The sequence below is a fragment of the Paraherbaspirillum soli genome (assembly GCF_042654985.1).
Lineage (GTDB): Bacteria > Pseudomonadota > Gammaproteobacteria > Burkholderiales > Burkholderiaceae_D > Paraherbaspirillum > Paraherbaspirillum soli.
Map to the genome: position 1 here is coordinate 139104 of NZ_JBHSMT010000031.1, position 26331 is coordinate 165434.

General features: G+C 58.0%; 25 protein-coding genes. 1 reads left to right on the forward strand and 24 read right to left on the reverse strand.

Translation table 11 applies throughout. From position 1 onward, the window contains the following. Positions 1-133: 133 nt before the first annotated feature. The 6 genes from erpA to rplM all read right to left on the reverse strand — a co-directional run bounded on the left by erpA (position 134) and on the right by rplM (position 3932). Positions 134-496, reverse strand: a complete 363-nt coding sequence (gene erpA, locus ACFPM8_RS21330; RefSeq protein WP_379000783.1) for an iron-sulfur cluster insertion protein ErpA — start codon at positions 494-496, stop codon at positions 134-136. An 86-nt stretch (positions 497-582) separates the two neighbouring features. After that, positions 583-978 (reverse strand): bactofilin family protein, encoded by a 396-nt coding sequence (locus tag ACFPM8_RS21335; protein WP_379000785.1) that lies wholly within the window; start codon positions 976-978, stop codon positions 583-585. A 12-nt stretch (positions 979-990) separates the two neighbouring features. After that, entirely contained in the window at positions 991-1680 is a 690-nt protein-coding gene (locus tag ACFPM8_RS21340; protein ID WP_379000787.1) for a DUF6776 family protein, read from the reverse strand. Between the two features lie 88 nt (positions 1681-1768). Beyond that, positions 1769-2806 (reverse strand): N-acetyl-gamma-glutamyl-phosphate reductase, encoded by a 1038-nt coding sequence (argC, locus tag ACFPM8_RS21345; protein ID WP_379000789.1) that lies wholly within the window; start codon positions 2804-2806, stop codon positions 1769-1771. Positions 2807-3101: 295 nt separating this feature from the next. Then, positions 3102-3494 (reverse strand): 30S ribosomal protein S9, encoded by a 393-nt coding sequence (gene rpsI, locus ACFPM8_RS21350; protein WP_061534642.1) that lies wholly within the window; start codon positions 3492-3494, stop codon positions 3102-3104. A 9-nt stretch (positions 3495-3503) separates the two neighbouring features. Next, positions 3504-3932 carry a 50S ribosomal protein L13 gene (gene rplM, locus ACFPM8_RS21355; RefSeq protein WP_379000792.1) on the reverse strand — a complete coding sequence of 143 codons (429 nt, stop codon included), beginning with the start codon at positions 3930-3932 and terminating at the stop codon, positions 3504-3506. A 645-nt stretch (positions 3933-4577) separates the two neighbouring features. Between rplM and ACFPM8_RS21360 the strand changes: the two genes are divergently transcribed. After that, the gene (locus ACFPM8_RS21360; protein WP_379000794.1) at positions 4578-5021 is read left to right on the forward strand and encodes an OsmC family protein; all 444 of its coding nucleotides are present in this window, start codon (positions 4578-4580) and stop codon (positions 5019-5021) included. Positions 5022-5059: 38 nt separating this feature from the next. Here the strand turns inward: ACFPM8_RS21360 and coq7 are convergent, their stop codons facing one another. The 18 genes from coq7 to ACFPM8_RS21450 form a co-directional block, all read right to left on the reverse strand. Beyond that, entirely contained in the window at positions 5060-5686 is a 627-nt protein-coding gene (gene coq7 / locus ACFPM8_RS21365) for a 2-polyprenyl-3-methyl-6-methoxy-1,4-benzoquinone monooxygenase (protein ID WP_379000796.1), read from the reverse strand. 36 nt (positions 5687-5722) lie between these two features. Beyond that, positions 5723-6574 (reverse strand): DUF3025 domain-containing protein, encoded by an 852-nt coding sequence (locus tag ACFPM8_RS21370; protein WP_379000798.1) that lies wholly within the window; start codon positions 6572-6574, stop codon positions 5723-5725. A gap of 38 nt (positions 6575-6612) precedes the next feature. Beyond that, on the reverse strand, positions 6613-9402 hold the full coding sequence (locus ACFPM8_RS21375; RefSeq protein WP_379000800.1) for a nitrate reductase: 2790 nt from the start codon (positions 9400-9402) through the stop codon (positions 6613-6615). A gap of 12 nt (positions 9403-9414) precedes the next feature. After that, positions 9415-9762: a nitrite reductase small subunit NirD gene (gene nirD, locus ACFPM8_RS21380; RefSeq protein ID WP_379000802.1), complete on the reverse strand. Its 348-nt coding sequence runs from the start codon at positions 9760-9762 to the stop codon at positions 9415-9417. A 155-nt stretch (positions 9763-9917) separates the two neighbouring features. Then, positions 9918-12356, reverse strand: a complete 2439-nt coding sequence (gene nirB, locus ACFPM8_RS21385) for a nitrite reductase large subunit NirB (RefSeq protein ID WP_379000804.1) — start codon at positions 12354-12356, stop codon at positions 9918-9920. A 19-nt stretch (positions 12357-12375) separates the two neighbouring features. Next, positions 12376-13188, reverse strand: coding sequence for an ABC transporter ATP-binding protein (locus ACFPM8_RS21390; RefSeq protein WP_379000806.1), 813 nt, complete (start codon positions 13186-13188; stop codon positions 12376-12378). Positions 13189-13206: 18 nt separating this feature from the next. Further along, on the reverse strand, positions 13207-13983 hold the full coding sequence (ntrB, locus tag ACFPM8_RS21395) for a nitrate ABC transporter permease (protein WP_379000857.1): 777 nt from the start codon (positions 13981-13983) through the stop codon (positions 13207-13209). A 167-nt stretch (positions 13984-14150) separates the two neighbouring features. After that, positions 14151-15440: a CmpA/NrtA family ABC transporter substrate-binding protein gene (locus tag ACFPM8_RS21400; protein WP_379000808.1), complete on the reverse strand. Its 1290-nt coding sequence runs from the start codon at positions 15438-15440 to the stop codon at positions 14151-14153. A 375-nt stretch (positions 15441-15815) separates the two neighbouring features. Continuing rightward, complete coding sequence (locus ACFPM8_RS21405; RefSeq protein ID WP_379000810.1) at positions 15816-16439, reverse strand: ANTAR domain-containing response regulator; 624 nt, start codon at positions 16437-16439, stop codon at positions 15816-15818. A 126-nt stretch (positions 16440-16565) separates the two neighbouring features. Then, positions 16566-17600 (reverse strand): dihydroorotase, encoded by a 1035-nt coding sequence (pyrC, locus tag ACFPM8_RS21410; RefSeq protein ID WP_379000812.1) that lies wholly within the window; start codon positions 17598-17600, stop codon positions 16566-16568. A 287-nt stretch (positions 17601-17887) separates the two neighbouring features. Further along, positions 17888-18613 carry an amino acid ABC transporter ATP-binding protein gene (locus tag ACFPM8_RS21415; RefSeq protein WP_379000814.1) on the reverse strand — a complete coding sequence of 242 codons (726 nt, stop codon included), beginning with the start codon at positions 18611-18613 and terminating at the stop codon, positions 17888-17890. 34 nt (positions 18614-18647) lie between these two features. Continuing rightward, positions 18648-19343, reverse strand: coding sequence for an amino acid ABC transporter permease (locus ACFPM8_RS21420; protein WP_379000816.1), 696 nt, complete (start codon positions 19341-19343; stop codon positions 18648-18650). A gap of 2 nt (positions 19344-19345) precedes the next feature. Next, the gene (locus tag ACFPM8_RS21425; RefSeq protein WP_379000818.1) at positions 19346-20098 is read right to left on the reverse strand and encodes an amino acid ABC transporter permease; all 753 of its coding nucleotides are present in this window, start codon (positions 20096-20098) and stop codon (positions 19346-19348) included. A gap of 146 nt (positions 20099-20244) precedes the next feature. Then, entirely contained in the window at positions 20245-21195 is a 951-nt protein-coding gene (locus ACFPM8_RS21430) for an amino acid ABC transporter substrate-binding protein (protein ID WP_379000820.1), read from the reverse strand. A gap of 166 nt (positions 21196-21361) precedes the next feature. Continuing rightward, positions 21362-22225, reverse strand: a complete 864-nt coding sequence (locus tag ACFPM8_RS21435) for an amino acid ABC transporter substrate-binding protein (RefSeq protein ID WP_379000822.1) — start codon at positions 22223-22225, stop codon at positions 21362-21364. 299 nt (positions 22226-22524) lie between these two features. Beyond that, positions 22525-23811, reverse strand: coding sequence for a Glu/Leu/Phe/Val family dehydrogenase (locus ACFPM8_RS21440; RefSeq protein ID WP_379000824.1), 1287 nt, complete (start codon positions 23809-23811; stop codon positions 22525-22527). Positions 23812-24054: 243 nt separating this feature from the next. Further along, positions 24055-25023 carry a LysR family transcriptional regulator gene (locus ACFPM8_RS21445; RefSeq protein WP_379000825.1) on the reverse strand — a complete coding sequence of 323 codons (969 nt, stop codon included), beginning with the start codon at positions 25021-25023 and terminating at the stop codon, positions 24055-24057. A gap of 247 nt (positions 25024-25270) precedes the next feature. Next, the coding region (locus ACFPM8_RS21450) for a PKD domain-containing protein (protein ID WP_379000827.1) at positions 25271-26331 on the reverse strand (1061 nt) is incomplete at its 5' end.

A 26331-nucleotide genomic window follows, 5' to 3' on the forward strand; every position in this document is an offset into this window, starting at 1 on the left:
GTTTAAAAACCACCGCAGCGTAGCGAATTACTCTGTCCCCAACTAATTAGATAGTTGGTCACAACATATAAGCCCGCAACAAAAAAAGACGCCTGGGATTTCTCCCAGGCGTCTTTTTTTTAAGCTTTGTAAATCAGGCCGAGAATGACGAGCCGCAACCACAGGTAGTCGTTGCATTCGGATTCTTGATCACGAATTGAGCGCCTTCCAGGTCGTCCTTGTAGTCGATTTCGGCACCGACCAGATATTGATAGCTCATCGAGTCGATCAACAGCTGAACGCCGTTCTTGGTCATGGTGGTGTCGTCTTCATTGACGATTTCGTCGAAGGTGAATCCGTACTGGAAACCGGAACAACCACCGCCTTGCACGAAAACGCGCAATTTGAGATCGGGATTGCCTTCTTCTTCGATCAACTGCGCCACTTTCGCGGCAGCACTATCGGTAAAAACGATGGGGGATGCGACAACATCTTGCATTTCAGCGACAGCATTCATTTTTGGCTCCTGCGGGGGACATACAATATTGCATTATAGGCGCTAGCCCGGAATCATGCAGCGCATCTGGCGATGCGCACACTCTGTTACGCGGATTGCGACATGGCCAGTTTCAACATCGGCTCGACAACGTTTTGCTCATGGGTCAACTTTCCGCTTACCAGGGCACCGCTATGCATTTCCAGCGCTTTGTAATTGACGTCGCCGGTGATGCGGGCTTTCGGCTGCAGCTCAAGCAGTTCGGACGAATAAACGTTGCCGACAATCTCGCCATTGACCACCAGATGCGCGACCCGCACCTCGCCCTCGATCTTGGCGCTCTCGGAAATCACCAATACGCTGACCTGGCCAGGCTCGGTAACCACGTTGCCTTTTACATGGCCGTCAATGCGCAAACCGCCCTTGAAATGAACATCGCCTTCGATATTGGTCGATAAGCCGATCAGACTATCGATGGTACTTTTCGCTTTGCGGTTGAACATGCTATTTCCTTTTTACAAATTAGTGGTTTGCTGTGCGCGTACTTGGCCTTTTTCCAGAACCTTGGCCTGGATGGTTTTGGCAACCGCGCCATCGGGCAAGGTCAACACGCCCTCGACCCGCTGGTAATACTTGAAATCCAACTGATACGCCGCCTTGTCGTTGGCGCCGGAGCTTTGCCCGGGATAAGCAAGAACAGCGCTTTTGCCGTTCACCGTAGCGTTTACCAGCAACTGCACATTACCGGAAAAATCCTTGCCGACTTTTCCACCTTGCATGATCAACATCCGATAACGTAATTGCGTCGGCGTCAACAATTCAACGCTCAGGCGCTGGATCGTCATACCCTGATTGCCGGTCGCGTTCGGCAACAATCCTTCGAAAAATGCCAAGTCCGCTTTCAATTTAGCATTTTCGGTTTCCAGCGCCTTGATTTGCGTACTCAGCTGCCCCTGCATCGCACGCTCGATATTGAGCTTGCTCTCGGCAGCGTTAACTGTGGTCAAGTAGCCATCGCGCTCGGCCGTCAATGTCGAAATCTGGGTGTTCAGATCGGCCAGTTGCTGTTTGCTCACGATCGGTTTATGACCGGTGAAATCACGACCAAGGTCGTATGCCCACATCGCGATCGCGCCTCCCAGCCCCACAACCACGGCCAGGAACACCGCCTTCAACGGCCACGGCAGATGACTTTTGATGGTCATTTTCGGCGCCGAAATAGACATGCGCCGGACCCACAGCTTGTACTTCATCGCGGCAGATCTCCGTGCTGCATCTCACCAACAGACATCATCATGGCAGCACGGGAACGTGCAGCAACCCGGTGGTTTCTTCCAGTCCGAACATCAGGTTCATGCATTGCACGGCCTGGCCGGAAGCACCTTTGACCAGGTTATCCTGAACCACCAGCACGACCACGGTATCGCCGTCGTTCGGCCGATGCAGCGCAATCCGCAACATATTGGAGCTGCGCGTCGAGCGGGTTTCCGGATGCGAGCCAAACGGCATCACATCAACAAACGGCTCATGCGCGTAAGCGTTTTCAAACAGTGCCTGCAGCGCGGCATTATCGACATCTTTGGTCAGACGCGCGTAGAGCGTCGAATGCATGCCGCGAATCATCGGCACCAGATGCGGCGTGAACAACAGGCCGATCTTTTGATCGGTGAGCTTGGTCAGCTGCTCCACCGTTTCAGGCGAATGACGATGACCGGACACGGCGTAAGCCTTGAAATTATCGCTGGCTTCCGAGAACAGCATTGCCACTTCCGCCTTGCGGCCGGCGCCGGACACACCCGATTTGCAATCGGCAATCAGGTGCGACGCATCAATCACGCCGGCCTTCAGCAACGGCGCCAAACCGAGTTGCATGGTGGTTGGATAGCAGCCGGGGTTGCCGACGATGCGGGCTTTTTTGATCGCCTCGCGATTCAATTCGACCAAGCCGTATGCCGCTTCTTTCAGCAGCTCTGGGCAGCTGTGCGGCAGCTTGTACCACTGTTCAAACGCGGCAGTGTCTTGCAGGCGGAAATCCGCAGCCAGATCGATGACTTTAACGCCGGCCGCGAGCAGCTCAGGCGCTTGCGCCATCGCGACGCCATGCGGCGTTGCAAAGAACACCACGTCGCACGCGGTCAGCTGCGCCTTCTCGGGGGCCGAAAATGCCAGCGAAACGCGTCCGCGCAACGATGGATACATGTCCGCAATCGGCATCCCATCTTCCTTGCGCGAGGTCACCGCCTCCAGCTGCACATGCGGATGCGTTGCCAGCAAGCGCAACAACTCGACTCCGGTGTAGCCCGTACCACCCACTATTCCGACTTTGATCATTTCTTTTCCTTGCATGAAAACCGTGCGGCTAATTGACATTCAACAGAAGAACAAGTTGCGCACTGGAACCAATTATTTTAGCCGGCGATTTTTAGCCGGCGAATAGTTACCGCCAGCTCAAAATCGCCACATTCCGGCTCGGTTTAGAGGTGAGAGCAAGGCGCATGCCCGCAGACAGTACGCCAGTACGGCAAGGCCTTGCAACGCAGTTATCGCCTCCAATCCAAGCCGGAATGAAGGACAAAAAGCCGCCAGGTGCATACCTGGCGGCTTTTCGACATTCCGAAAGCGAAGATTAACGCTTGGAGAATTGTTTTGCGCGACGTGCTTTGCGCAGACCAACTTTTTTACGCTCAACTTCACGTGCATCACGTGTAACGAAACCGGCTTTCGACAGTTCCGATTTCAAGGTTGCATCGTAGTCGATCAGAGCACGAGTGATGCCGTGGCGAACTGCACCAGCCTGGCCGGACTCGCCGCCGCCGCTGACGTTGACCTTGATGTCGAAAGTTTCGACATGGTTGGTCAGTTCCAGTGGTTGACGGATCACCATCAGACCGGTTTCGCGCGAAAAATATTCATTCGCTGGCTTGCCGTTGACGACGATTTGGCCGGAGCCAGATTTGATGAAGACGCGAGCCACTGCACTCTTGCGACGGCCGGTTCCGTAATTGTAGTTACCGATCATGTCTGTTCCTTAGATTTCGAGTGCTTTAGGTTGCTGCGCAGTGTGCGGATGGCTGTCATCTGCGTACACTTTGAGCTTCTTGATCATGGCGTAGCCAAGCGGACCCTTAGGCAGCATGCCCTTGACCGCTTTTTCCAGCGCACGACCTGGAAAACGCTGTTGCATTTTCTGGAAATTTGTTTCGTAGATGCCGCCTGGATAACCGGAGTGACGGAAATACGTCTTGTCGGTTGCCTTGGCGCCAGTGACGCGCAGTTTGCCTGCATTGATGACGACGATGAAATCGCCGGTATCAACGTGTGGAGTAAATTCCGGTTTGTGTTTGCCGCGCAATCGGAGTGCCACTTCGCTGGCAACACGTCCGAGGACTTTGTCCGTCGCGTCAATCACGAACCAGTCGCGCTTGACCTCATGGCCCTTAGCGGAAAAAGTTTTCATGTTGACTTCCTAACTAAATTTATTCGCTCAATTTGGTGGTTCCAGCGCTATCGACAACAGCCAAAATGCAGCCCGATAACGGCAGACTCTTCCTTGTTATCTTTTCCTGAGCAAACGGAAAAGCCGCAAATTATAGCCTTTTCAAGGACTTGGCGTCAATTTGATTGAGTCGAACTGCGTGTTGCGTTACGGATTGTTGCGAATTTGACGAGATTGCGAATGACGTTTTAAGAATGCCGACAAAAGAAACCCGAAGCAAAAAATAGCGCTTCGGGTTTAAATCCACGCCTATCGAGGGGGTGGAGGAGACATGGTTTGATTGCCACAAAACAATTTCGGCGCTCAGTGCCTCCATCTTAGTAAACAAATTTGTGCATCGCAAGATATAAATTCCAGCTGTCGTCAAAAGGTGACTATTGGCATTTCCCTATTCGACAACAGCGCTATTCAAAAAGAAATAGCGATCGCTTTTCAACACGATTTGCGCGCCTCCAAGAGATGAAATGCCGCATCGCAACAAACCCTATAACAGAAAGCCATTGCGAGGCGCTCGCCCCAATTCCTGTTTAACAACATAGCCAAGCCAAACCGCAAGCGATCAGAGCAGTTAGAATATTGCGACATTTAATCAGCCAGCGAGATCACATGGAATGCACAGTACGTTGGACAGGGCTGTCCGGCATGACGTTTTTGGCCGAAACCGGCTCCGGTCATGTATTGGCGATGGATGGAGCGCCGGATGGCGGCGGCCGCAATCTGGCGCCGCGGCCGATGGAAGTGGTGCTGGCCGGCACCGGCGGCTGCACCGCTTATGACGTGGTGCTGATCCTGCGCAAGAGCGGCCAGGATATCCGCGGCTGCGACGTCACGCTGAAATCGGAACGGGCCGAAAAAGACCCCAAGGTATTCACCAAGATCCACTTCCACTTCACGGTACGCGGCCGCAACCTGAAACCCAACCTGGTCGAACGCGCGATCAAGCTATCGCATGAAAAATACTGCTCGGCATCGATCATGCTGGAAAAAACAGCTGAAATGACGCATTCGTTTGAAATCGTCGACGATTTGGCAGAACCGGAAACGGCTTAAGCAGTTGTTCCGATCCGCCATTACAGCGGGGATCGGAATTAGAGGTAATACGCAACCGTCGTCATCACCTTCGACATCGCCTGCATCGTCTTTTGCACCGGCAGCGGCATGGCTGTCGCTCCCAGCGACTTGGCTGCATCGCCATGCGCGATTTCATCTTCCCGCATTTGCTCGACAATCGCGCGCGACTTGGCGTCTTGCGGCGGCAGCTGCTGCAGATGGCTGGTCAAATGCGCTTCGACCTGACGTTCGGTTTCTGCGACAAACCCCAGACTGCGCGCATCGCCGAGCCGGGCCGCCAAGGTCCCCAGCGCATAGGAACCGGCATACCACAGCGGGTTCAGCAAGCTGACGCGAGAACCCAGCTCGCGCAAGCGTTCTGCGGTCCAGGCCAAATGATCCTCTTCCTCGCGGCCGGCTGCGGCAAATTGCTGCTTGATCGGATCGCCCTGCGCAAACCGGCCCTGCGCATCATAAAGCGCCTGCGCGCAAACTTCACCGACATGATTGACCCGCATCAGGCCGGCGCTGCGGCGCTGCTCGGCCGCGTCCAGCGCGCCGTCGGCGGCCTTGGCAGCCGGATTCGGGCGCGAGGCCGAGGCAACGCCGGCAATCACGCGCAAGGCGTTATCGAAATCGGTGATGGCTTTGTCGATGAATTGCATACTGGGCTCGTTGGTAAAAGAGAGTTCCGGATTTTATCAGGCGGCTACGCTTCGCTTCGGCCGGAAGACCGCGGCGTCCGCATAAAAATCGGCATCCTGATCAGCGCTCCAGCCCGGCACCCCCAGCACCGGCAACGGCGTCAAGCGCCCTATCACCGAGCCATGTCGCATCAGGTCGGCAGCTATCTGACTATCGATCCAAGCGCGTTTGGCATCCTGCTCCAGCGCAAAGAATGGCTCCGGCGCGAACAGCACCAGCGCATGCGCAGTAATGGCTTTGTACGGCCGCACCAGCTTTTCCATCAACGCATGGCCGAACAGCCAGACTTCGGCGTCGCAGTCAAAAGCGCGGCGCTGTTCGATGAATGCCTGCTGCCATTGATGATTGCGCAGCGCGGCGATCAAATTTTGTCCGCTTGGATTATCACGCACCACCAGCAGCGCCGCGTTCTCGTCGAAGATGGTGGCCGCATCGCGCGCCGCGCCGCGCGGCTTGCTGCTGCCGGACAGCGTCCCGGCGCGCGCCAGTTCAGCTGCTTGCAACGCATTCAGGCAGGCTTTGATGGCGGGAAATGACAGCCATACCAGCGCGTTCAAAAAATCGTGAAGATTGTCGCGGGTCGGCACTTGGCCGCTGCTGCTGATGAACGCCTCATAGGCGGTAGCCGCAGGCAATTCAGCCTGCGCCACGAAACGGATAGGCAAGTCCTGATGGTTGCGGATGTCACCCGCCATCGCCGCGGCATTCAACGCCAGCCGCCAGTCGGCAGCCGCGCTCAACTGCCGGCCAAGCGCCCGGAACGGCGCCAGCCAGGGTCGCTGCCAATCAATAGCTTCAAGAAAAGACGCAGACGAACTGGCGTCAGGGAAAGATGCGGGAGTACTCATTTGCCGCGCATTTTACAATGCGCCGAGGCATCAAGACACTAAACTGCCGGCATCGGCTGCAACACCATCCGCTTCAATTCCGGCACGCAAGAGCCGCAATTGGTGCCGCATTTAAGCTGCCGCTGCAACAGCGCCAGGCGCTCCTCCGGCGCCGCAGCCGCATTCGCCAGCACCTGGCGGATTTCACTCTCGGCCACATTCAGGCAGTTGCAGACGATGCGTCCGCGCGATTGCACGCCGGCCGGCGGTTTGGCGGACGGCATCAGCAAGCGACGGCCCAGACCCAGCACCGACTGCCCGGCCTCCAGATATGGTTTCAGCCACAGCTCGGCACTGGTGTCGCCGCTCAAGGCCACTGCTTCGAGCCGGTCGCCGTTCAATTTGATATGGCGCGCATGGCCGCGCCGCCGGTCGTCGTAGCGCAAAATGTGCGGCCCCTCGATGTCGAACATGGCTTCAATCTGCTGCAGCAATTGCGGCGCTGCGGCCGCATCATCCGCGGCGCGCAGCAGCACCCCGACCCCGCTCCCACTGCGTCCAAACAGCGTGCAGCTGGCGTAAGCAAAGTTGCGCATGAAGGGCCGCAATGCCGCTTGCAAAGCCAACACCGCAGCCTCGTCGATCCAGGCAAACACCAGGAAGCGCCACGGCAGTTCGGCCTTCAACACCTTGACCGCGGCATGCTTCAGTTCCGGCTGAAAAGAGCTGGGACAGAACGCGGGATTGGTCATCGCATTGACGCCGTAGCAGGCGTCATCCGGATTCTGGCGCGGGCCGCGGCCGGACAAATATTCCTCGCCCCAATGCATCGCGATAAAAACCTGCCCGCTGCGCATGTCGTCGCCGGTCTGCACCGGCAAAATCTGCGTGCCGCGCCGGCTGGTCACATGCACCAGATCGCCCGCAGTCAAAAAGCGTCGCTGCATATCCCCGGGATTCATCATCACGGCCGGTTCGCCGGCATGCGAAAACAATTGGGCGACGGTGCCGGTGCGGCTCATGCCATGCCATTGATCGCGCAGACGTCCGGTGGTCAGCGCGAACGGATAACGGACATCGATAGGCTCCGCCACCGCTTGATAGGCGACGTTGACGAATTTGGCGCGGCCGCTGGCGGTCGGAAATCTTCCGTCTTGGTACAGGCGTTTGCGGCCGCTGCTGGCGCCCTCCGGAAACGGCCATTGCTGCGGCCCCCGCTGCTCCAGCAGCGCGAACGACAAGCCGCTGATGTCCAGGTCGCGGCCGCGGGTCGAGGCGCGATGTTCATTCCAGATTTGTTCCACCGAGTCATATGGAAACAGCGTGCTGCCGCTGAGCGTGTTGCAACCGATGCGCGCTTCCAGCGCGTGCGCAAAATCGACCGCAATCCGCCAGTCGTGGCGCGTCTGCCCGGGCGGCGGCAGGGCCGGCTTGAAGCGCGTGATGCGCCGCTCCGAATTGGTCACCGTGCCCTCTTTCTCGCTCCAGGCGGTGGCCGGCAGCAGGATGTCGGCATAGGCGACTGTCGCGGTGCTGGTATAGGCTTCCTGCACGATCACCAGCTCGGCCGTGCGCAAGGCTTCGCGAATCAGCTTTTGGTCCGGCATCGATTGCGCCGGGTTGGTGCAGGCGATCCAGATGATTTTGATTTGCCCCTGCCGCACCGCCTCGAATAATTCCACAGCGGTCTTGCCCGGCTGGCTCGGCACCGATGGCAGATCCCACAATGCCGCCACTTCGGCCCGATGCTGCGGATTGCCGAGGTCGCGATGCGCCGACAACAGATTCGCCATGCCGCCCACTTCGCGGCCGCCCATCGCGTTCGGTTGTCCGGTCAGCGAAAACGGGCCGGCGCCTGGCTTGCCGATCTGGTGCGTGGCCAGATGCAGGTTGATCAAGGCCACGTTCTTGTCGGTGCCGGAAGCCGATTGATTCAAGCCCTGGCAATACAGCGACAGCGTCGCCTTCGATGCGCCGAACCAGCGCGCGGCCTGCATCAGGTCGGCTTGCGGGATCCCGCAAACGGCGCTGACATAGGCCGGCGTGTAGTCGCGCACGGTCTGCTTCAGTTCGGCGAAGCCTTCGGTGTGCGCGGCGATGTAAGCGCTGTCGGTCAACTCTTCCCACAGGCAGATATGCAACATGCCGTTGAACAGCGCGACATCGGTGCCCGGCAGGATAGCCAAAAACAGGTCGGCCTCGCGCGCGGTATCGGTGCGGCGCGGATCGGCGACGATGATTTTCAGCTCAGGATTATTTTTGCGCGCATCCTCGATGCGGCGATACAGGATCGGATGCGCGAACGCGGTATTGGAACCGACGATGAAAATCACCTGCGCATGATCGATGTCCTCATAACAGGTCGGCGGCGCATCGGCGCCCAGCGTGCGCTTGTATCCGGCCACCGCGCTCGACATGCACAGGCGCGAGTTGGTGTCGATGTTATTGGTGCCGATCAAGCCCTTGGCGAGCTTGTTGAAGACGTAGTAATCCTCGGTCAGCATTTGTCCCGAGACATAAAAAGCCACGCTATCCGGCCCATGGCGGGCGATGGTGTCGGCAAAGCGCTCGGCCATATAGGCCAAGGTCGCATCCCAGCTGGCGTTGCGACGCGGCTGGTTGCGATCTGTGCGCATCTCGGGCTGCAACGCGCGCACCTGCTGTTGCAGCAGCGGCTGCGCGGTCAAATGCAAGGTGCTGCCCTTGCTGCACAGACGGCCGAAATTCGCCGGGTGGTCAGGGTCGCCGCGGACGCCGGTCACCTGCTGGCCGTCAGTCTCGATGATGACGCCGCAGCCGACGCCGCAATAGCAGCAGGTGGCTTTGGTTTCGTGGCGCGGCGGGTTCATTTTGATGACGCTTTAAATCGCAACGGCCAGTTCGTTCATATCGAGATACACCTGGCCGTCTTCGACCTTGACGCTGAAACGCCGCACGCAGCCATCATCCGGCGCCACCGCACAACCCGAGTCCAGCTGGATGTGCCAGTTGTGCAGCGGACAGGCGACCCGATCGCCGAACACCATCCCCTGCGACAACGGACCGCCCTTGTGCGGACAGCGATCGAGCAGCGCAAAGACCTGCTCGTCGCCGCCACGGAAAATCGCGACATCGGGCACCGCCTGCCGGTCATCGCTGCGCTTGACCACTCTGGCGCCCAGCAGCGGGATGTCGCTTAAATTGCAAATCGGTTTCCAGTATTGGCTCATTTTCGTTCTCTCCATTTGCCGGTATCGTAGGTCGGAAAAGCGCAGCGCCTTCCGACGTTTTGCGTACCGCCGGAAAAGGCCAAGGGCTTGACCAGCTGATGCGATTCTCGCCGTCGGAAGGCGCTGCGCTTTTCCGACCTACCACGGCGCGACTCTTAAATTGATAGCGCCTTGAACTGCCGCTCATCGACCTGTGCCTTGGCCGACTCATGCCACGGGTCGGGCTCCCCTTCCAGCGCGAACAACAGCCGCTCATACAGCTCGCGCCGCTTGCCCGCATCTTCCAGCACTTGCTGCTTCACATAGTCCAGTCCGACCCGGGCGATGTAATGCACGGTGCGTTCCAGATACCAGCCTTGCTCGCGATACAGCTGCAGGAAGGCGCCGGCAATCTCCAGCACTTCTTCGTGGGTTTTGCATTTGACGAAAAATTGCGCCACTTCGGTCTTGATGCCGCCGTTGCCGCCGACGTAAATCTCCCAGCCGGAATCGACCCCGATCACGCCGACATCCTTGATCCCGGCTTCGGCACAATTGCGCGGACAACCGGAGACCGCGATCTTGACCTTGTGCGGCGCGTACATGCGCCACAAGGCGCGCTCCAGCTCATGCCCCATCCGCGTCGAATCCTGTGTGCCGAAGCGGCACCACTCGCTGCCGACGCAGGTTTTCACGGTGCGCAAGGCTTTCGCATAGGCGTGGCCGGAAGGCATGTCGAGGTCTTTCCAGACCGCTGTCAGATCTTCTTTTTTGACGCCGAGCAAGTCGATGCGCTGGCCGCCGGTCACCTTGACGGTCGGGATCTGATATTTATCGACCACATCGGCGATGCGGCGCAACTCGGACGCATTGGTTTCGCCGGCCCACATGCGCGGTATCACCGAGTAAGTGCCGTCCTTCTGGATGTTGGCGTGGGCGCGTTCGTTGATCGCGCGCGATTGCGGGTCGTCCAGTGCCTGATGCGGCCAGGTCGAGGTCAGGTAATAGTTCAGCGCCGGGCGGCAGCTTGGGCAGCCGTTCGGCGCGCGCCAGTTGAGAAACTCCATGGTGGCGGCGATGCTCAACAACTTGTTGACGCGGATCGCGTCGCGCACTTCCTGGTGCGTGTGATCGGTGCAGCCGCACATCGGCTTGGCCTTGGTGGTTGCCGAATAATCGCCGCCGGCGGTGAACATGATGATTTGTTCGACCAGCCCGGTGCAGGAGCCGCAGGAGGCGGATGCCTTGGTGTGCTTGCGCACGTCCTCCAGCGTGAACAAACCCTTTTCCTTGATCGCCTTGACGATACTGCCCTTGCAGACGCCATTGCAACCGCAGACCTCGGCCGAGTCCGGCATCGCCGCGGCACGGGTATGGCCTTCGTGACCGACATCGCCGGGACGGCTGGTGTTGGCTTCGCCGAACATCAGGCTGTCGCGGATTTCTGCGATGTCCTTGCCCTCGCGCAGCAGCTTGAAATACCAGCTGCCATCCACCGTGTCGCCGTACAGGCAGGCGCCGATCAGCTTGTCGTCCTTGATCACCAGCTTTTTGTAGACGCCGCCTAACGGGTCGGACAAAACGATTTCCTCGACGCCCTCGCCGCCCATGAATTCACCGGCCGAGAACAGGTCGATCCCGGTGACTTTCAGTTTGGTCGAGGTGACCGATCCCAGGTAGCGGCCGATGCCGAAACTGGCCAGGTGATTGGCGCAAACCTTGGCCATTTCGAACAGCGGCGCGACCAGGCCGTACACATTGCCGCGATGATTGACGCATTCGCCAACGGCGTAAATCCGAGGGTCGTAAGTCTGCATGGTGTCGCTGACGACGATCCCGCGGTTGCAATACAGATGCGCCGATTCGGCCAATGCCGTGTTGGGCCGGATGCCGACCGCCATCACCACCAGTTGGGCCGGCAGTTCGCTGCCATCGGTGAAGCGGATCGCCTTGACGTGATTGTTTTCATCGCCGATCAGCGCTTCGGTATTTTTCTCCAGCACAAATTGCAAGCCGCGCTGCTCCAGCGATTTTTGCAGCATCTTGCCGGCCACCGGGTCCAGCTGGCGCTCCATCAGCCAGCCGGGCAGGTGCACCACGTGCACTTCCATGCCGCGCAGTTTCAAGCCGTTGGCGGCTTCCAGTCCGAGCAGGCCGCCGCCGATCACGATGGCCTGCCGGTGCTGACCGGCGGCGGCAATCATGGCATTGGTATCCTTGATGTCGCGGTACGAAATCACGCCCTGCAAATCCTTGCCCGGCACCGGCAGCATGAACGGATTGGAACCGGTTGCCAGCAACAGCCGGTCGTACTCCGCCAGCATGCCGTCGGCGGTCATCACCTGGCGCTTGGCGCGGTCGATGCGGGTGATGGTCTGGTTCAGGTGCAGCGTGATGCCGTGCTCGGCGTACCAGTCGACATCGTTGAGCATGATGTCCTGGATGGTCTGCTCGCCCGCCAGCACCGGCGACAGCAGGATGCGATTGTAATTGGCATAGGGCTCGGCGCCGAACACCGTGATGTCGTACATATCGGGCGCGATCTTCAGCAACTCTTCCAGGGTACGGACCCCGGCCATGCCGTTGCCGACCATTACCAGTTTCATCTTTTTCATGGTGTGTCTCCTCAAGCGCTTATGCTGCTGCGGCTACCGGATGTGCCTGTTTTCGATACAGGAACTCCAGCACCGTGGTCCGATATTCGGCATACAGGGAGTCCTGCGCCAGCGCCACTCTGTCGCGCGGACGCGGCAGACGGACCTGCACGATTTCTCCGATGGTGGCGGCCGGGCCGTTGGTCATCATCACGATCCGGTCCGACAACAGCACCGCCTCGTCGACATCGTGGGTCACCATCACCACCGTCGAGCCGGTCTTGGCGACGATCTTCAGCAGTTCGTCTTGCAAGTGAGCGCGAGTCAGCGCATCGAGTGCGCCGAACGGCTCGTCCATCAGCAGCACCTTGGGTTCCATCGCCAACGCGCGGGCGATGCCGACTCGCTGCTTCATACCGCCGGAAATTTCGTGCGGACGCTTTTGTCCTGCGGCGTTCAAGCCGACCATGCTCAGTGCGGCGTTGGTACGCTCTTTCAACGCCTGCTTGTTTTCGCTGGCGGCAAACACCCGCTCCACGCCCAGATAAATATTTTCATAGCAGGTCAGCCATGGCAGCAGCGAGTGGTTTTGAAACACCACGGCGCGCTCCGGCGACGGTCCGCCGATTTCACGATTGGCGCAGATCAGCACGCCGTCGCTGGGCCGCAGCAAGCCGGCAATCAGATTGAGCAAGGTCGATTTGCCGCAACCGGAGTGGCCGATCAAGGTCACGAACTCGCCCTTGCGTACCGTCAGGTTGATGTCACGCAGCGCATGGAAGTCGCCTTTGCGGGTATGAAACACCATTTCGGCCTGGTGGATTTCTATGAATTTGGCGTCGCGCAGTTCCATCTTTTTCTCCTTGTCGGGCTAGCTGCCAACCTGCTCGTAGGTAAACGCTTTCGCCAGCGCCACCAGCAGTTGTTCCAGCAACAGGCCGACCACGCCGATCACCACAATCGCGATGATGATGTGCGGCACGTTGAGGTTGTTCCATTCATCCCATACCCAGAAGCCGATCCCGACGCCGCCGGTCAGCATCTCGGCGGCGACGATCACCAGCCAGGCGGTGCCGATCGCCAGCCGCACCCCGGTCAGCATGTAGGGCAAGACGGACGGGAAAAGAATTTTGGTGATGATCTTCCACTCCGACAGATTCAGGACCCGCGCCACGTTCATGTAATCCTGCGGCACCCGCTGCACCCCGACCGCGGTGTTGATGATCATCGGCCAGATCGAACAAATGAAGATGGACCAGATGGCGGCTGGATTGGCCGACTTGAACATCAGCAGACCGATCGGCAGCCAGGCTAGCGGCGACACCGGCTTCAATAAACTGATGACCGGACCGAACATGCCGGACAGGAAGCGGAAGCGGCCGATCATGAAACCCAACGGAATCCCGACCGCGGCCGCCAGGCCGAAGCCGACCGCAACCCGCTGCAGCGAAGCCAGGATGTTCCAGCCTATGCCTTGATCGTTGGGACCGGTTCGGTAGAACGGGTCGGAAAACAATTTGACGGCTTCCTGCAAGGTCAGCAGCGGCGTCGGGAATTGGCTGTCGCTCATCGCAATCAGCTGCCAGAGCAGCACCAGGAATGCCAGGCCGCACAGCGGCGCGACCGTTTGCATCATCAGCGGGCTCATGCTGCGGCGATGGGCAGCTGTCTGTACTTTGGCGGGCGGTGCCGGCTGCGCCGCAACGTTATCGACAGCAACGCTGTCCGGCATCAAGGCTTGGCGATTCGCCGCGGTCGCGGCGTCGGCGATTGCGCTCATATTGGCTCCAGAATCAATCATTGCGTGCGGCATGCTCAGGCCCGAATCTTGAAAGCGGCGGCATAGGCCTTGGGGTTCTTGCCGTCCCACAGCGTGCCGTCGCATAAGGTCGAGCTTCTGAACGGCTCTTTCGGCACGCTGGTCTTGGTCATGGCCGCGGCTTCCTTGTAGAGCGCGATCTGGCTCACCGCGCTGGCCACCGCAAGATAGTCGGGATCGGTCTTCAGCAAACCCCAGCGGCGGTGCTGGGTCATGAACCACATGCCGTCCGACAGATACGGAAAATTCACCAGGCCGTCGTTGTAAAACTTCATGTAATTCGGGTCGTCCCAGGTCTTGCCCAGGCCGTTCTGATAGCGGCCCATGATGCGCTGCTCGATCACGTCCTTGCTGGTGTTGACGTAGGACTTGTCGGCGATGGTTGCCGCCATCTTGTTCCTGTTGGCGAGCGAGGCGTCGATCCATTTGCCGGCTTCCAGCACGGCGGCAATCATGGCGCGGCAAGTGTTCGGATGTTTGGCGACGAATTCGGCGCTGGCGCCTAGCACTTTCTCCGGATGGTCTTTCCAGATTTCCTGGGTGGTGGCGGCGGTGATGCCGACGCCATCGACAATCGCCCGATGGCCCCACGGCTCGCCGACGCAAAAGCCATCCATATTGCCGACCCGCATATTGGCCACCATCTGCGGCGGCGGCACCGTGATCACCTTGGCATCCTTGAGCGGATGGATGCCGTTGGCGGCCAGCCAGTAGTACAACCACATCGCGTGGGTACCGGTCGGGAAGGTTTGGGCGAAGGTGTATTCGCGCCGCTCGCGCGCCATCAATTTGGCCAGCGACGGCCCATCCACCGCGCCTTTGTCCGCCAGCTTTCTGGACAAGGTGATGGCCTGGCCATTCTGGTTCAGGCCCATCAGGATCGCCATGTCTTTTTTCTGGCCGCCGATGCCCATTTGCACGCCGTAAATCAGGCCCGACAGCACATGCGCCGCATCCAGTTCGCCATTGGCCAGCTTGTCGCGCACAGCGGCCCAGGAGGCTTCCTTGCTGAGCACAATCTTGATGCCGTATTTTTTATCGAAGCCAAGCACCGATGCCATCACCACCGACGCGCAATCGGTCAGCGGGATGAAGCCTATCCTGACTTCGGTCTTTTCCGGCTGATCGGAACCAGCGGCCCAGGCGCCTGCGCCGACTAGTCCGGACATGCTTGCTCCCGCTGCAAGGGCTGCGGTTTGAACGAGGTGGCGACGCTTGGTGTCGACCTGATCTGTTGCAACGGCGGTGGCTTGATTGTTGTGCGGTAGGGCATTTGCTGCTTCCATCGGATCGACTCCGTATTCTCTTCACGCAATAAAAAAAGGCGTCGTCCCGTGATGAGCAAGTCATACGGGAAGACACCTTTGTCTTGTGTGGATCGACCGCCGTTGGCCGAATCCAGCGGCGCCAGCGTTGGCGCCTAGTTCTATCTACGCAAGCGGCGTGCCAGGGCTTTTAACCAGGATCGATGGCGTTTGACGCATAAAATTCGCACCGGCTTTGTGCAGCGCACCAGATTTGCGCGTCTTTATTGGGGCGTTCTCGGTGGCGTAGGGCGGAAAAGCGCAGCGCCTTCCGCCGTTCTGGATGCATCACAAACCTGTGGCACATCCAACGGCGGATAACGCTGCGCTCATCCGCCCTACAGGAAGACAGGAAGGCTAGCCCAATAAATCGGCGGCATCGATGATGCGCTGTGCAACTTCCGCCAGTTTCAGATTCTTGTCCATCGCCAGCCGCCGCAGCTTCTGATACGCATCCTGCTCGCTCATATTGTGGCGCTGCATCAGCAGTCCCTTGGCGCGTTCGACGATCTTGCGCTCGGCCAATTTCAGCTTGGTATCGGACAATTCGGTGCGCAGCTTCTGCTCCTGATTGAAGCGCGCCAGCGCGACTTCCAGCACCGGCTTGATGCGTTCCGCCTGCAGTCCGGCGACAACATAGGCCGACACGCCGGCCGCCATCGCCGCTTCCATGCTGGACTTCTTGGCATCCTCGGTAAACAGAACGATAGGCCGGCGCGCGTCGCGGGTGGCGATCACCACATGCTCCAGCACGTCGCGGGCATCGGATTCGGCATCGACAATGATCATGTCCGGTTGCAATTGCGCGATCCGCTCCGGCAGGTAAAGGTCGGCCGGCAGCGATGCAATGATGTTGTAGCCGGCTTGCAGCAAACCGATGCGCAAGGCTTTGCCGCGCTCCGCTTGCGCCTCGAACGCAGGATCGCTGGCGCCATCGTCGATAGCGTCTGGATTGACGACAACAATACGTAGGCTATGCATGCTGGAAACAGGTCGCAAGACCTCGGTTTTCTACGATAGGAGAGGACGAGAGCTTATTTAATCTCTGCCTCTCCGATCAGCACGCAAGAATCGCACCAAGCGGTGCGAAGGCGGGTGATGGGCGTGTTATGCCAGCTGCCAGTTCATCGTCTCGCCACCATTCAGCGGCACCAAGGTGGCATCGCCCAACGGCAACTCTGCGGGGATAGTCCATGCCTGGCGTTTCAGCGTGACGCTGCCCTGATTGCGCGGCAATTCATAAAATGCGGGTCCGTTAAAACTGGCGAAGGCTTCCAGCTTGTCCAACGCACCGACCTGATCGAAAGCCTGCGCGTACAACTCCAGCGCATGCAGCGCGGTGTAGCAGCCGGCGCAACCGCAGGCATTTTCCTTCAAGCCCTTGGCATGCGGCGCCGAGTCGGTGCCCAGGAAGAAGCGCGGGTTGCCGGAAGTGGCCACGCGCACCAGCTCTTGCCGATGTGTTTCGCGCTTCAATACCGGTAAGCAGTAGTAATGCGGGCGGATGCCGCCCTTGAAGATTTCATTGCGGTTATACAGCAGGTGATGCGCAGTCACGGTCGCGGCGATCGGGCCTTCGGCGCTCTCGACATATTGCGCGGCTTCTTTGGTGGTGATGTGCTCGAACACCACTTTCAGCTCCGGCATGTCGCGCCGCAGCGGTTGCAGCACTTTTTCGATGAAAACCGCTTCGCGATCGAACAGGTCGATCGCCGGGTCGGTCACTTCGCCATGCACCAGGAACGGCATGCCGACTTGCTGCATCGCTTCCAGCGTTTTGTAGCACTTGCTCAGATCGGTGACGCCGGCATCGGAATTGGTGGTGGCGCCGGCCGGATACAGTTTGACCGCATGCACGAAGCCGCTGTCTTTGGCGCGCCGGATTTCATCGGGCGGCGTGTTGTCGGTCAGATACAGCGTCATCAGCGGTTCGAACGCCAGGTCCGGCGGCAGCACGGCCAGGATCCGGTCGCGATAGGCGCTTGCCTGCTCGGTCGTGGTCACCGGCGGCTTCAGGTTCGGCATCACGATCGCGCGGCCGAACTGGCGCGCGCTGTGCGGCAACACGCTGGCGAGCGCGACGCCATCGCGCAAATGCAAATGCCAGTCATCGGGGCGAGTGATGGTCAAGGTATCGGTCATGTTGGTTCTCTTCTGTAAAAAGGCACTCCGCTATGCGTGCTGCGGGGGAGTGGCGATGGGCGACATTTTACCGCAGCGGCGAGGTGCTCTTATGTTGCGTCGGGTTCAAAAGCCGTAGGGCGGAAAAGCGTAGCGCCTTCCGCCTTGGATGCATCAAATGCATGTGGCACGTCCAAAACGGCGGATAACGCTGCGCTCATCCGCCCTACTTGCTGGCCGACCTTATCGAGAAATAAAAAAGCCGCTGCGGTCTGATCCGAAGCGGCTTTATGTCCGGCGCGAAACTATTAGTGAATAATTTTGGCCAGGAAGTCACGCGCACGTTCCGAGCGTGGGGCGCCGAAGAATTCGTCTTTCTGGCAATCTTCCACCACCAAGCCCTTGTCCATGAAGACCACGCGATTGGCGACCTTCTTGGCGAAGCCCATTTCGTGCGTCACCACCATCATGGTCATGCCTTCTTGCGCCAGGCCGACCATCACGTCCAGCACTTCATTGATCATTTCGGGATCAAGGGCAGAAGTCGGTTCGTCGAACAGCATCGCAATCGGGTCCATCGACAGCGCACGGGCAATCGCGACGCGTTGTTGCTGGCCGCCGGACAACTGGCCGGGGAATTTATCTTTTTGTGCGATCAGGCCGACACGGTCCAGGTACTTCAAGCCCTTTTCGGTGGCTTCGTCAACGCTGCGGCCGAGCACTTTTACCTGGCCGATGGTCAGGTTTTCACGAATCGACAGATGCGGGAACAATTCGAAGTTCTGGAACACCATGCCGATCCGCGCACGCAGTTTCGACAGGTTGGTTTTTGGATCGCCGACCGAAATGCCGTCGACCACGATCTCGCCCTTTTGGAACGGTTCCAGACCGTTGACGGTTTTGATCAATGTCGATTTGCCGGAGCCGGACGGGCCGCACACCACCACCACGTCGCCCTTGGCTACCTGTGTAGTGCAATCGGTCAGGACTTGAAAGTGGCCATACCATTTGCTGACGTTTTTAAGTTCAATCATCTAATTTCTCCTAATACCTGAATTCGTTTTCTTACTATCGGATAATGGCAACCCTGTGCTGCAGCTTCCTGACCAGCAATGACAAGCCGAAACTCATCATGAAGTAGACCACCGCCACAAACATATACATTTCGACCAGACGGCCGTCGCGCTGCGCGATCTTCGATGCCGAGGTGACGAAGTCGGGAACCGAACCCAGCACATACACCAGCGATACGTCCTGGAACAACACAATGGTTTGCGTCAGCAGGATCGGGATCATGTTGCGGAACGCTTGCGGCAGCACCACATTGCCCATCATTTGCCAGTAGTTCATGCCCAGCGCATAACCGGCGGAAACCTGGCCGCGCGGGATCGACTGGATCCCGGAACGCATGATTTCGCAATAATAAGCTGCTTCAAACAGGATGAAGGTGATCAGTGCCGAAGAAAACGCATCGACCTGGATCGGCTCCGGCGCGCCGATGATCCAGGCGCCGATATACGGCACCAGGAAATAAAACCAGAAAATCACCAGCACCAGCGGTATCGAGCGGATCAGGTTGACATAGCTGGTCGCCAGCAGCGAAATCGCTTTGCTGTGCGACAGGCGCATCATCGCCAGCATGGTGCCGAACAGAATGCCGCCGAGCATCGCAGTGAGCGTCAACGTCAGCGTGAACTTCATCCCGGTCGAGAACAGGTAAAACCAGGAGCGGTGAATGACGTCAAAATCGAAATTCGAAAACATGATTAATGACCTCCTGTGTTAGCGCTACCGGCGGCAATAAAGCCTGGAATCGCAATCACTTTTTCCAGCCATCGAGCCAGCAGCAATGCGATTCCCGAAATGGCGACGTAAATGATGGTGGCGCCAGTCAGCGACTCGAATGTCTGGAACGTGAATTCACGCATCGAATAGGCCGCTGCGGTCAGTTCGACCAGGCCGATAGTCAGCGCCACCGAGCTGTTCTTGATGATCGCCGCAAATTCATTGGTCAGGGCCGGGACGATGATGCGGAACGACATCGGCAACAATACGTAGCGGTAGGTTTGCGGCAAGGTCAGGCCAAGCGCGGTACCCGCCAGCTTTTGACCGCGCGGCAAGGCATTGATGCCGGCGGAAACCTGTACCGCAACCCGCGACGACGTAAAAAAACCCAGCGCCAGAAAGGCGGTGATGAACGATGCATTCGGCAGGTTCTTGAGCCAGTGGCCAATGCTCGCCGGCACGATTTCGGGCATCACGAAATACCACAGGAACATCTGCACGATCAGCGGGATATTGCGGAATAGCTCGACGTAGCCATTCGCCACGCGGACCGCCCATTTATTCGGCATGGTGCGGATGGTACCGATGACGGTGCCGATAATCAGTGCCATGATCCAGGCCCCGGCGGATAGTGCGACGGTCCACTTGAGGCCGACCAACAAGGTGTCCATGTAAGTACTGACACCGTCGGGAGCCTCTTGCCAGAAGATGCCCCAGTTCCAGTTGTAATGCATTTTTTGTCCCCTCTTATTACTCTCAAATCACGATTGCCGGACCTTGCTTTGGCGTCAGCCGTGCATAGTTGTGCGTCGCAGCAATTTTATTGCAAAAACAAAACGGGAGGCTTGCGCCTCCCAGTTTGCTCTTGATGATGCCGATCTTATTTCTTTTTCTTCATTGTTTGTTTTTGTGCTTCAGGCACGACAGCATAGACAGCCGGATCGCCGGAATCGGTTGGATTGGCGAATGCCTTTTTCAATTCCGCGCTCATAGGCACGTTCAGGTTGATGCCTTTTGGAGGAATCGCCTTCAAGAACCATTTTGCGTAAATATCATTGATTTGGCCCGATTTGTAGACATTGCTCAAAGCAACATCAACCGCCTTCTTGAAGGCCGGGTCGTCTTTACGCTCAATAATGCCGTACGGCTCAACCGACAACGCATCAGTGGTGATCGCGTAGTCAGCCGGTGCGCGGGAATTAGCGGCTAGTGACGCCAGCAAAATATCATCCATCGCAAACGCGACGGCGCGGCCGGTTTCTACCATAAGGAAAGCTTCGGCATGGTCTTTGGCAGCCAGGATGTTCATGCCCAGATTGCGCTCGCCATTCAAAATGGTGACCAGCTTCAGGTTCGAGGTACCGGAAGTCGAGACGATGGTCTTGCCTTTCAGGTCATCGAGCGACTTGATGTTGGATGACTTCTTGGCCAGCAGGCGGGTCGCCGTCACAAACATGGTTGGCGCAAAAGAAACCACTTTTTGACGCTCGGCGTTATTAGTGGCGGAATCGCAGGACAGGTCGATCGCGCCATTGGAGATCAGTGGAATACGGGTCGCCGAGGTCACCGGCACCATCTTCACCTTCAGTTCGGTCATGCCCAATTGCTTCTGGATTGCGGTGGCCGCTTTCAGGCAGAGGTCTATCGAATAGCCTTGATAGGATTGTTTGTCGTCAAGATAAGAAAACGGGATAGAAGAATCGCGCACACCTAGCGTAATGGTGCCGGTATCCTTGATTTTCTTGAGCGTCCCGGTCAGCTCCTGCGCTTGCACGGATCCAACCAGCACACCCAGACCAATCAGAGCGGCAACCAATTTCGATGACATCATAACAATCCCCCAAAAAAAATTATCTGTGTAGTTTAACAAAGTCACTGCTTCAGAAGCGGACTTTACCTTAAAACATGCATATTTTTTATTATTAATTTCTATACAGAAACTACGGTTTCCGGTCCTTAGCCGGAAACCGTTCGTTATCTTTATATCTTCGCAGTAATCAATTACCGACCTGGTCCGTCGGGAAGCGCAATGAATCCCTGAAAAGGTAACTCATCGGCATGTTCAACGTGAAGTTATCTTTGGCCGGGATCGGTTTCAAGAACCACTTGTCGTACAGCTTGTTTATTTCATAATCGTGAATAATGCGGCTCATCTCGCCATCCACGAATTTTTTGAATGCCGGATCGGTCTTGCTCAGCATGATTGCATAAGGTTCGGTAGTCAGGGGATCTCCCACCACCGCATAAGCCGACGGGTTTTTGGCCGTGGCTTTCAGTCCGTATAACAGCACGTCGTCGGTGGCAAAAGCATCGGCGCCGCCGGTCTCCAGGATATGGAACGAATCGTTATGGTCGCGGCCGTCAACCACTTTCAAATTTAGTGCCCGTACCTGACCGCGGCCTTCCAATGGCTTCAGGTTGGTGGTTCCCTTAGTTACCGCTACCTTTTTATTGCGCAAATCGGGCCAGTTCTTGATGTTGGAATCGGTTTTCACCAACATCCGTTCTCCTGCGACAAAATGCGGGATGGTGAAAGCAACACTCTTGCGACGCTCTGCCGTGTTGGTGGTGGCGCCGCACTCCAGATCCGCTTTGCCGTTTTGAATCAAATCCATGCGGTTGTCGGAGGTCGCCGGCACATAGGCGATCGCCAGTTGCGGCAGCTTCAATTGCTGCTTGATCGCGTCTGCAAGTTTGAGACACAGATCGATGGAATAACCGACCGGCTTTTTATCCTGGTCCAGGAAAGAGAACGGGAATGCAGCGTCCCGGTACGCAATGGTGATGGTTTTCTTTTCGCGAATCCTGCCCAATACATCTTCGGCATGGACCGCTGTTGCAGCAACACTCAGCACCAACATTAACGCCACGCCTAAGCATGAATTACGTCGCCCGGCATGCATTGTTCCCTTTTGTTCCCTATTTACCACAAGTACTCTCCTGATGAATTGCGCTATTGATGTCGAAATATTTTTTTTCGCAACGCGCATGCAAACATTTTGCATGTGCAAGTCAGCTACGATTTGCGCCGCCTGATCCTGCTTTTCATAGAGAGAAAGCGATCCAATTTCGATCTGAATCAGGCGGCGAATACACGCAACCGACAACTTTGCTAGCCCATTGCTACCGGGCAAATCATCGGACTATAACGCAACATCAATCAAGGATACAAACCGCGCATCTCACGCGCTTGCAAAACGCGGGTGCAAGCAACAATAAATGCGGCGGTTCGCAGCGATACTTTTTTCTCTTCGGCAAGTTGCCATACCGCGGTGAAGGCTTCGCGCATGATGCGAGTAAGGCGCAAGTTGATTTCGTCTTCGGTCCAGAAGAAGCTGGAGAAGTCTTGTACCCACTCAAAATAACTGACAGTCACGCCACCCGCGTTAGCGATAACGTCCGGCACCACCAGCACACCCTTGTCATGCAAAATATCGTCCGCGGCCGGCGTGGTAGGACCGTTCGCACCTTCCAGAATAATCTTGGCGCGGATAGCCGATGCATTTTCCACAGTGATTTGTTGCTCCAGTGCAGCAGGGATCAAGATATCGCAATCGATGCCCCAGAACCGTGCCCGATCGGAGACATGATCGCCGCCGGTGAAACCAGCCACGCTGCCGGTCTGGTCCACGTGTGCTTGCAAAGCCGCAACATCCAGGCCGTTCGCATTGACCACCGTCGACACATGATCCTGCACCGCCACGATCTTGGAACCGGCATCGGCAAACAAGCGCGCAGCGATGCCGCCGACGTTGCCGAAACCCTGCACCGCGACTTTTGCCTTATGCAGATCCAGTCCGCGCTTGGCAGCGGCTTCGCAGCCGACCACGAATACGCCGCGTCCGGTGGCTTCGCGCCGTCCCAGACTGCCGCCCAGTGAAATCGGTTTGCCGGTCACCACGCCGGATGCGGTACTGCCTTGATTCATGGAGTAGGTATCCATCATCCAGGCCATGATCTGCTCGTTGGTGTTGACGTCCGGCGCCGGGATGTCCTTGTTCGGGCCGATGATGATGTTGATTTCGCTGGTGTAGCGGCGCGTCATGCGCTGCAATTCGCCTGGCGACAAAGTCTTGGGATCAACCCGGATGCCGCCCTTGGCGCCGCCGTATGGAACGTTAACCGCAGCGTTCTTGACCGTCATCCAGGCCGACAACGCCATCACTTCCGACAGGGTCACATTCTGGTGGAAACGCACGCCGCCCTTGCCTGGACCGCGCGAGGTGTTGTGCTGTACTCGATAGCCTTCGAAATGGGCAATGGTGCCGTCGTCGCGCTCGATAGGGACATCGACGACCAAAATCCGCTTGGGACGCTTCATCGTCTCAACCCAGCGGGACAGCGAGCCGAGGTAAGGTGTTACACGATCGATTTGTTCGAGATAGTCGCCCCATGGACCAATGCCATGCGACGCCAGATAAGATGGAACTTCATGCTTGATAGTCATATTTTTGCGCGCTCCTGGAGGTTGCAGACCGGCTCCTTAGCAAGGGCTAAATCGGTCTAGCTGCGAATCGTAGGTCAACGCAATGCAACATATCCAATGCTTTGTGCGCATGTAACTATGCGTTTTTTGCATGAGACACTCAAACCAGAAACGCGCTGTAAACGACTGTAAATTTTGGTTACGGAAAGGAATTTAAAGGCTGCGAAGCGCGCCGAATGCCTCTATTCATCACCGGCTGAGAATCTAAACGATGGAACGCAATTTCTTGCTCTTGAGCCCCTTCGCCATCTCCTCTTCCCGCTGCAACAGGTAAGCCCACAATCTGGCGACGACAGGCTTGCCGGGACGCTGCGCGGTGGGGCGCTCGCGATACAGACGAATCTCCATGGTCGCCTCCCACTCCGGCGCACCGTCCGCCACACTGGCCAGCTGCTTCAGCTTCACTTCCCGGGTAACCGCGGATTCGGGCAGGAAAGCCACGCCATGGCCTTCCAGCGCCATCATTTTCAGACCTTCGGCCATATCGGTTTCGTAGCGCTTCTCCAGATACAGCGGCTTTTTGGCGTCAGCCAGGATCAGCTCGACCATGCGGCCGAGATAGGCATTGCTGGTGTAAGACAGGAAAGGCAGGGGAGCGCTGGCGCTGCCCGGGAACAAATAATCGGGCACGCCGGCTTTATTGCAATGGGAGTAGGCGCGCAGTACCTCGCTGCCTAGCGTCAGCATGTCGTAGCGGCCGGTGTCGAGCTGCACCGGCTGACGCGGATGGTGATAGCACAGCAGCAGATCGCAACCGCCATCCACCATGGCCATCACGGCGTCGTGCACGTTGAGCGCAATCAAACGCGTGTTCAACGGCCCGAAGCCTTCTTCCAGCATGCGGATCCAGCGCGGCACATAGGTCAACGACAAGGTGTGCGGCACCGCGAAATCGACCGTGCTTAATGCGGTCGGCCGCTTGCCGCGCATCATGGCGCGAGCGTTATTGATTTGCCCGAGCATTTCCAGCGCCTGCTCGTAAAACACCTCGCCTGCCGCCGTCAAGCGCGTCGGATACGAAGTGCGGTCGATCAGGTCCGCTCCCAGCCATGCCTCCAGCGATTGAATCCGGCGCGAAAACGCCGGCTGCGTGACGTGACGCAGCTCTGCCGAGCGGCTGAAACTATGCGTTTCCGCCAACGAAATGAAGTCTTCCAGCCATTTGCTTTCCATCCCGCTATCCTAACGCGACTCGACCGCACCGGTACAAAAAGATGATGCAACACAGCAATGAAAAACGGGCCGCCCCGCAACAGCGTGGTCAGCCCGTTGTTTTAGGGCACCTCGAAAACCGTAGCGAGCGGTTCAAAGTCGGGGTGAGAAGCGCAGCCGTACAGAGGTACGGCGACGAATGTGTCACTCCTGCAGCCCCGAGATTGACGGGCTTGCAAAACCCTGCAGTAGGTTTTCGAGGTGTCCTTTAGCAAGCGCCCAGATCAGCCCATACCTTGCCCGAACCATCCGCGCCAGTGTTTGCCGAATTGCCCGGCTCATTGCCCTGGTTCCACCAGCGTGCCCGATACAGCTTGCCCTGATGCTGCACCGTAGCGTTGCCGTTGTACGCCTTTCCGGCCTGCCACGGCGTTGCGGTGCAGGTGGGCGCAACGACTTTCACGTTGAACGATTTGGCTACCTGATTTTTGCCGTCTGACACTTCGACCGTCACCGTACCGCTGGTATCGGTCTTTACCACCGGCGCCGTCAGGCGCAAGGCCGCGCTGTCGGCGCTGCTGCCAGTGAAGCCCGACGGGATGGTCCAGCGGTAAGACAGCTGGTCGTTCTCGGGGTCGGAGAATGCCGCGTCGAGCTGAAACGCCTGGCCTGCCTTCACCGATGCCGGGCCGTTCAGCGCGCCGTCCGGCGCCAGGTTCGGCTTGGGCGCCTGCACCGTCACCGCCTGTTTGAGCTCAAGCTGTTCCGTGCCATCGCTCACAATCACCGAAATCGAGCCATTGCTATCCTTGCCAACTGCCGCGACGGCGTAGCTGCCAGACGGCTTATTGCCGACGCTGCCGCTGAACAGCGAGGCGGTACGGCTCCATTGGTACTTGAGCGGCTTGCCGCTCGACTGCCGCACATCGACCTTGAAGTCGATCTTGCCGCCCGCCTGCACCGTGGCAGGGACGTCCAGCACCGCCTCCAGCGGCAGCACCACAACAGGCGCCTTGACCAGCACGGTATGTTGCGCGCTCACCGTCTCTTTGCCATCCTGCACGCCAACCGTGAACGTGAATGGCTGGTCAACCGTCAGCGCCGGAGCAGTGAAGCTAGCCCGTGCGCCGTCTGACGTCAGCTTGATGCCTTGCGGGGCTTGCCACACATAGTTCAGCGCGTCGCCGTCCGGATCGCTCGAAGCAGAAGCATCCAGGGTCACCAACGATTCGGCCTCCGCTTGCGCAGGACCGGTCAGATGCGCGACCGGCTTCTCATTTTGCGGGACAGCAGGTGCCTTGACCGTCACGATCTGCTCGCGCTTGACTT

Excerpts from the sequence above, each read along its gene's own strand:
- erpA (WP_379000783.1), bottom strand. The coding sequence starts at position 496 with ATGAATGCTGTCGCTGAAATGCAAGATGTTGTCGCATCCCCCATCGTT.
- ACFPM8_RS21335 (WP_379000785.1), bottom strand. The coding sequence starts at position 978 with ATGTTCAACCGCAAAGCGAAAAGTACCATCGATAGTCTGATCGGCTTA.
- ACFPM8_RS21340 (WP_379000787.1), bottom strand. The coding sequence starts at position 1,680 with ATGACCATCAAAAGTCATCTGCCGTGGCCGTTGAAGGCGGTGTTCCTG.
- argC (WP_379000789.1), bottom strand. The coding sequence starts at position 2,806 with ATGATCAAAGTCGGAATAGTGGGTGGTACGGGCTACACCGGAGTCGAG.
- rpsI (WP_061534642.1), bottom strand. The coding sequence starts at position 3,494 with ATGATCGGTAACTACAATTACGGAACCGGCCGTCGCAAGAGTGCAGTG.
- rplM (WP_379000792.1), bottom strand. The coding sequence starts at position 3,932 with ATGAAAACTTTTTCCGCTAAGGGCCATGAGGTCAAGCGCGACTGGTTC.
- ACFPM8_RS21360 (WP_379000794.1), top strand. The coding sequence starts at position 4,578 with ATGGAATGCACAGTACGTTGGACAGGGCTGTCCGGCATGACGTTTTTG.
- coq7 (WP_379000796.1), bottom strand. The coding sequence starts at position 5,686 with ATGCAATTCATCGACAAAGCCATCACCGATTTCGATAACGCCTTGCGC.
- ACFPM8_RS21370 (WP_379000798.1), bottom strand. The coding sequence starts at position 6,574 with ATGAGTACTCCCGCATCTTTCCCTGACGCCAGTTCGTCTGCGTCTTTT.
- ACFPM8_RS21375 (WP_379000800.1), bottom strand. The coding sequence starts at position 9,402 with ATGAACCCGCCGCGCCACGAAACCAAAGCCACCTGCTGCTATTGCGGC.
- nirD (WP_379000802.1), bottom strand. The coding sequence starts at position 9,762 with ATGAGCCAATACTGGAAACCGATTTGCAATTTAAGCGACATCCCGCTG.
- nirB (WP_379000804.1), bottom strand. The coding sequence starts at position 12,356 with ATGAAAAAGATGAAACTGGTAATGGTCGGCAACGGCATGGCCGGGGTC.
- ACFPM8_RS21390 (WP_379000806.1), bottom strand. The coding sequence starts at position 13,188 with ATGGAACTGCGCGACGCCAAATTCATAGAAATCCACCAGGCCGAAATG.
- ntrB (WP_379000857.1), bottom strand. The coding sequence starts at position 13,983 with ATGAGCCCGCTGATGATGCAAACGGTCGCGCCGCTGTGCGGCCTGGCA.
- ACFPM8_RS21400 (WP_379000808.1), bottom strand. The coding sequence starts at position 15,440 with ATGGAAGCAGCAAATGCCCTACCGCACAACAATCAAGCCACCGCCGTT.
- ACFPM8_RS21405 (WP_379000810.1), bottom strand. The coding sequence starts at position 16,439 with ATGCATAGCCTACGTATTGTTGTCGTCAATCCAGACGCTATCGACGAT.
- pyrC (WP_379000812.1), bottom strand. The coding sequence starts at position 17,600 with ATGACCGATACCTTGACCATCACTCGCCCCGATGACTGGCATTTGCAT.
- ACFPM8_RS21415 (WP_379000814.1), bottom strand. The coding sequence starts at position 18,613 with ATGATTGAACTTAAAAACGTCAGCAAATGGTATGGCCACTTTCAAGTC.
- ACFPM8_RS21420 (WP_379000816.1), bottom strand. The coding sequence starts at position 19,343 with ATGTTTTCGAATTTCGATTTTGACGTCATTCACCGCTCCTGGTTTTAC.
- ACFPM8_RS21425 (WP_379000818.1), bottom strand. The coding sequence starts at position 20,098 with ATGCATTACAACTGGAACTGGGGCATCTTCTGGCAAGAGGCTCCCGAC.
- ACFPM8_RS21430 (WP_379000820.1), bottom strand. The coding sequence starts at position 21,195 with ATGATGTCATCGAAATTGGTTGCCGCTCTGATTGGTCTGGGTGTGCTG.
- ACFPM8_RS21435 (WP_379000822.1), bottom strand. The coding sequence starts at position 22,225 with ATGTTGGTGCTGAGTGTTGCTGCAACAGCGGTCCATGCCGAAGATGTA.
- ACFPM8_RS21440 (WP_379000824.1), bottom strand. The coding sequence starts at position 23,811 with ATGACTATCAAGCATGAAGTTCCATCTTATCTGGCGTCGCATGGCATT.
- ACFPM8_RS21445 (WP_379000825.1), bottom strand. The coding sequence starts at position 25,023 with ATGGAAAGCAAATGGCTGGAAGACTTCATTTCGTTGGCGGAAACGCAT.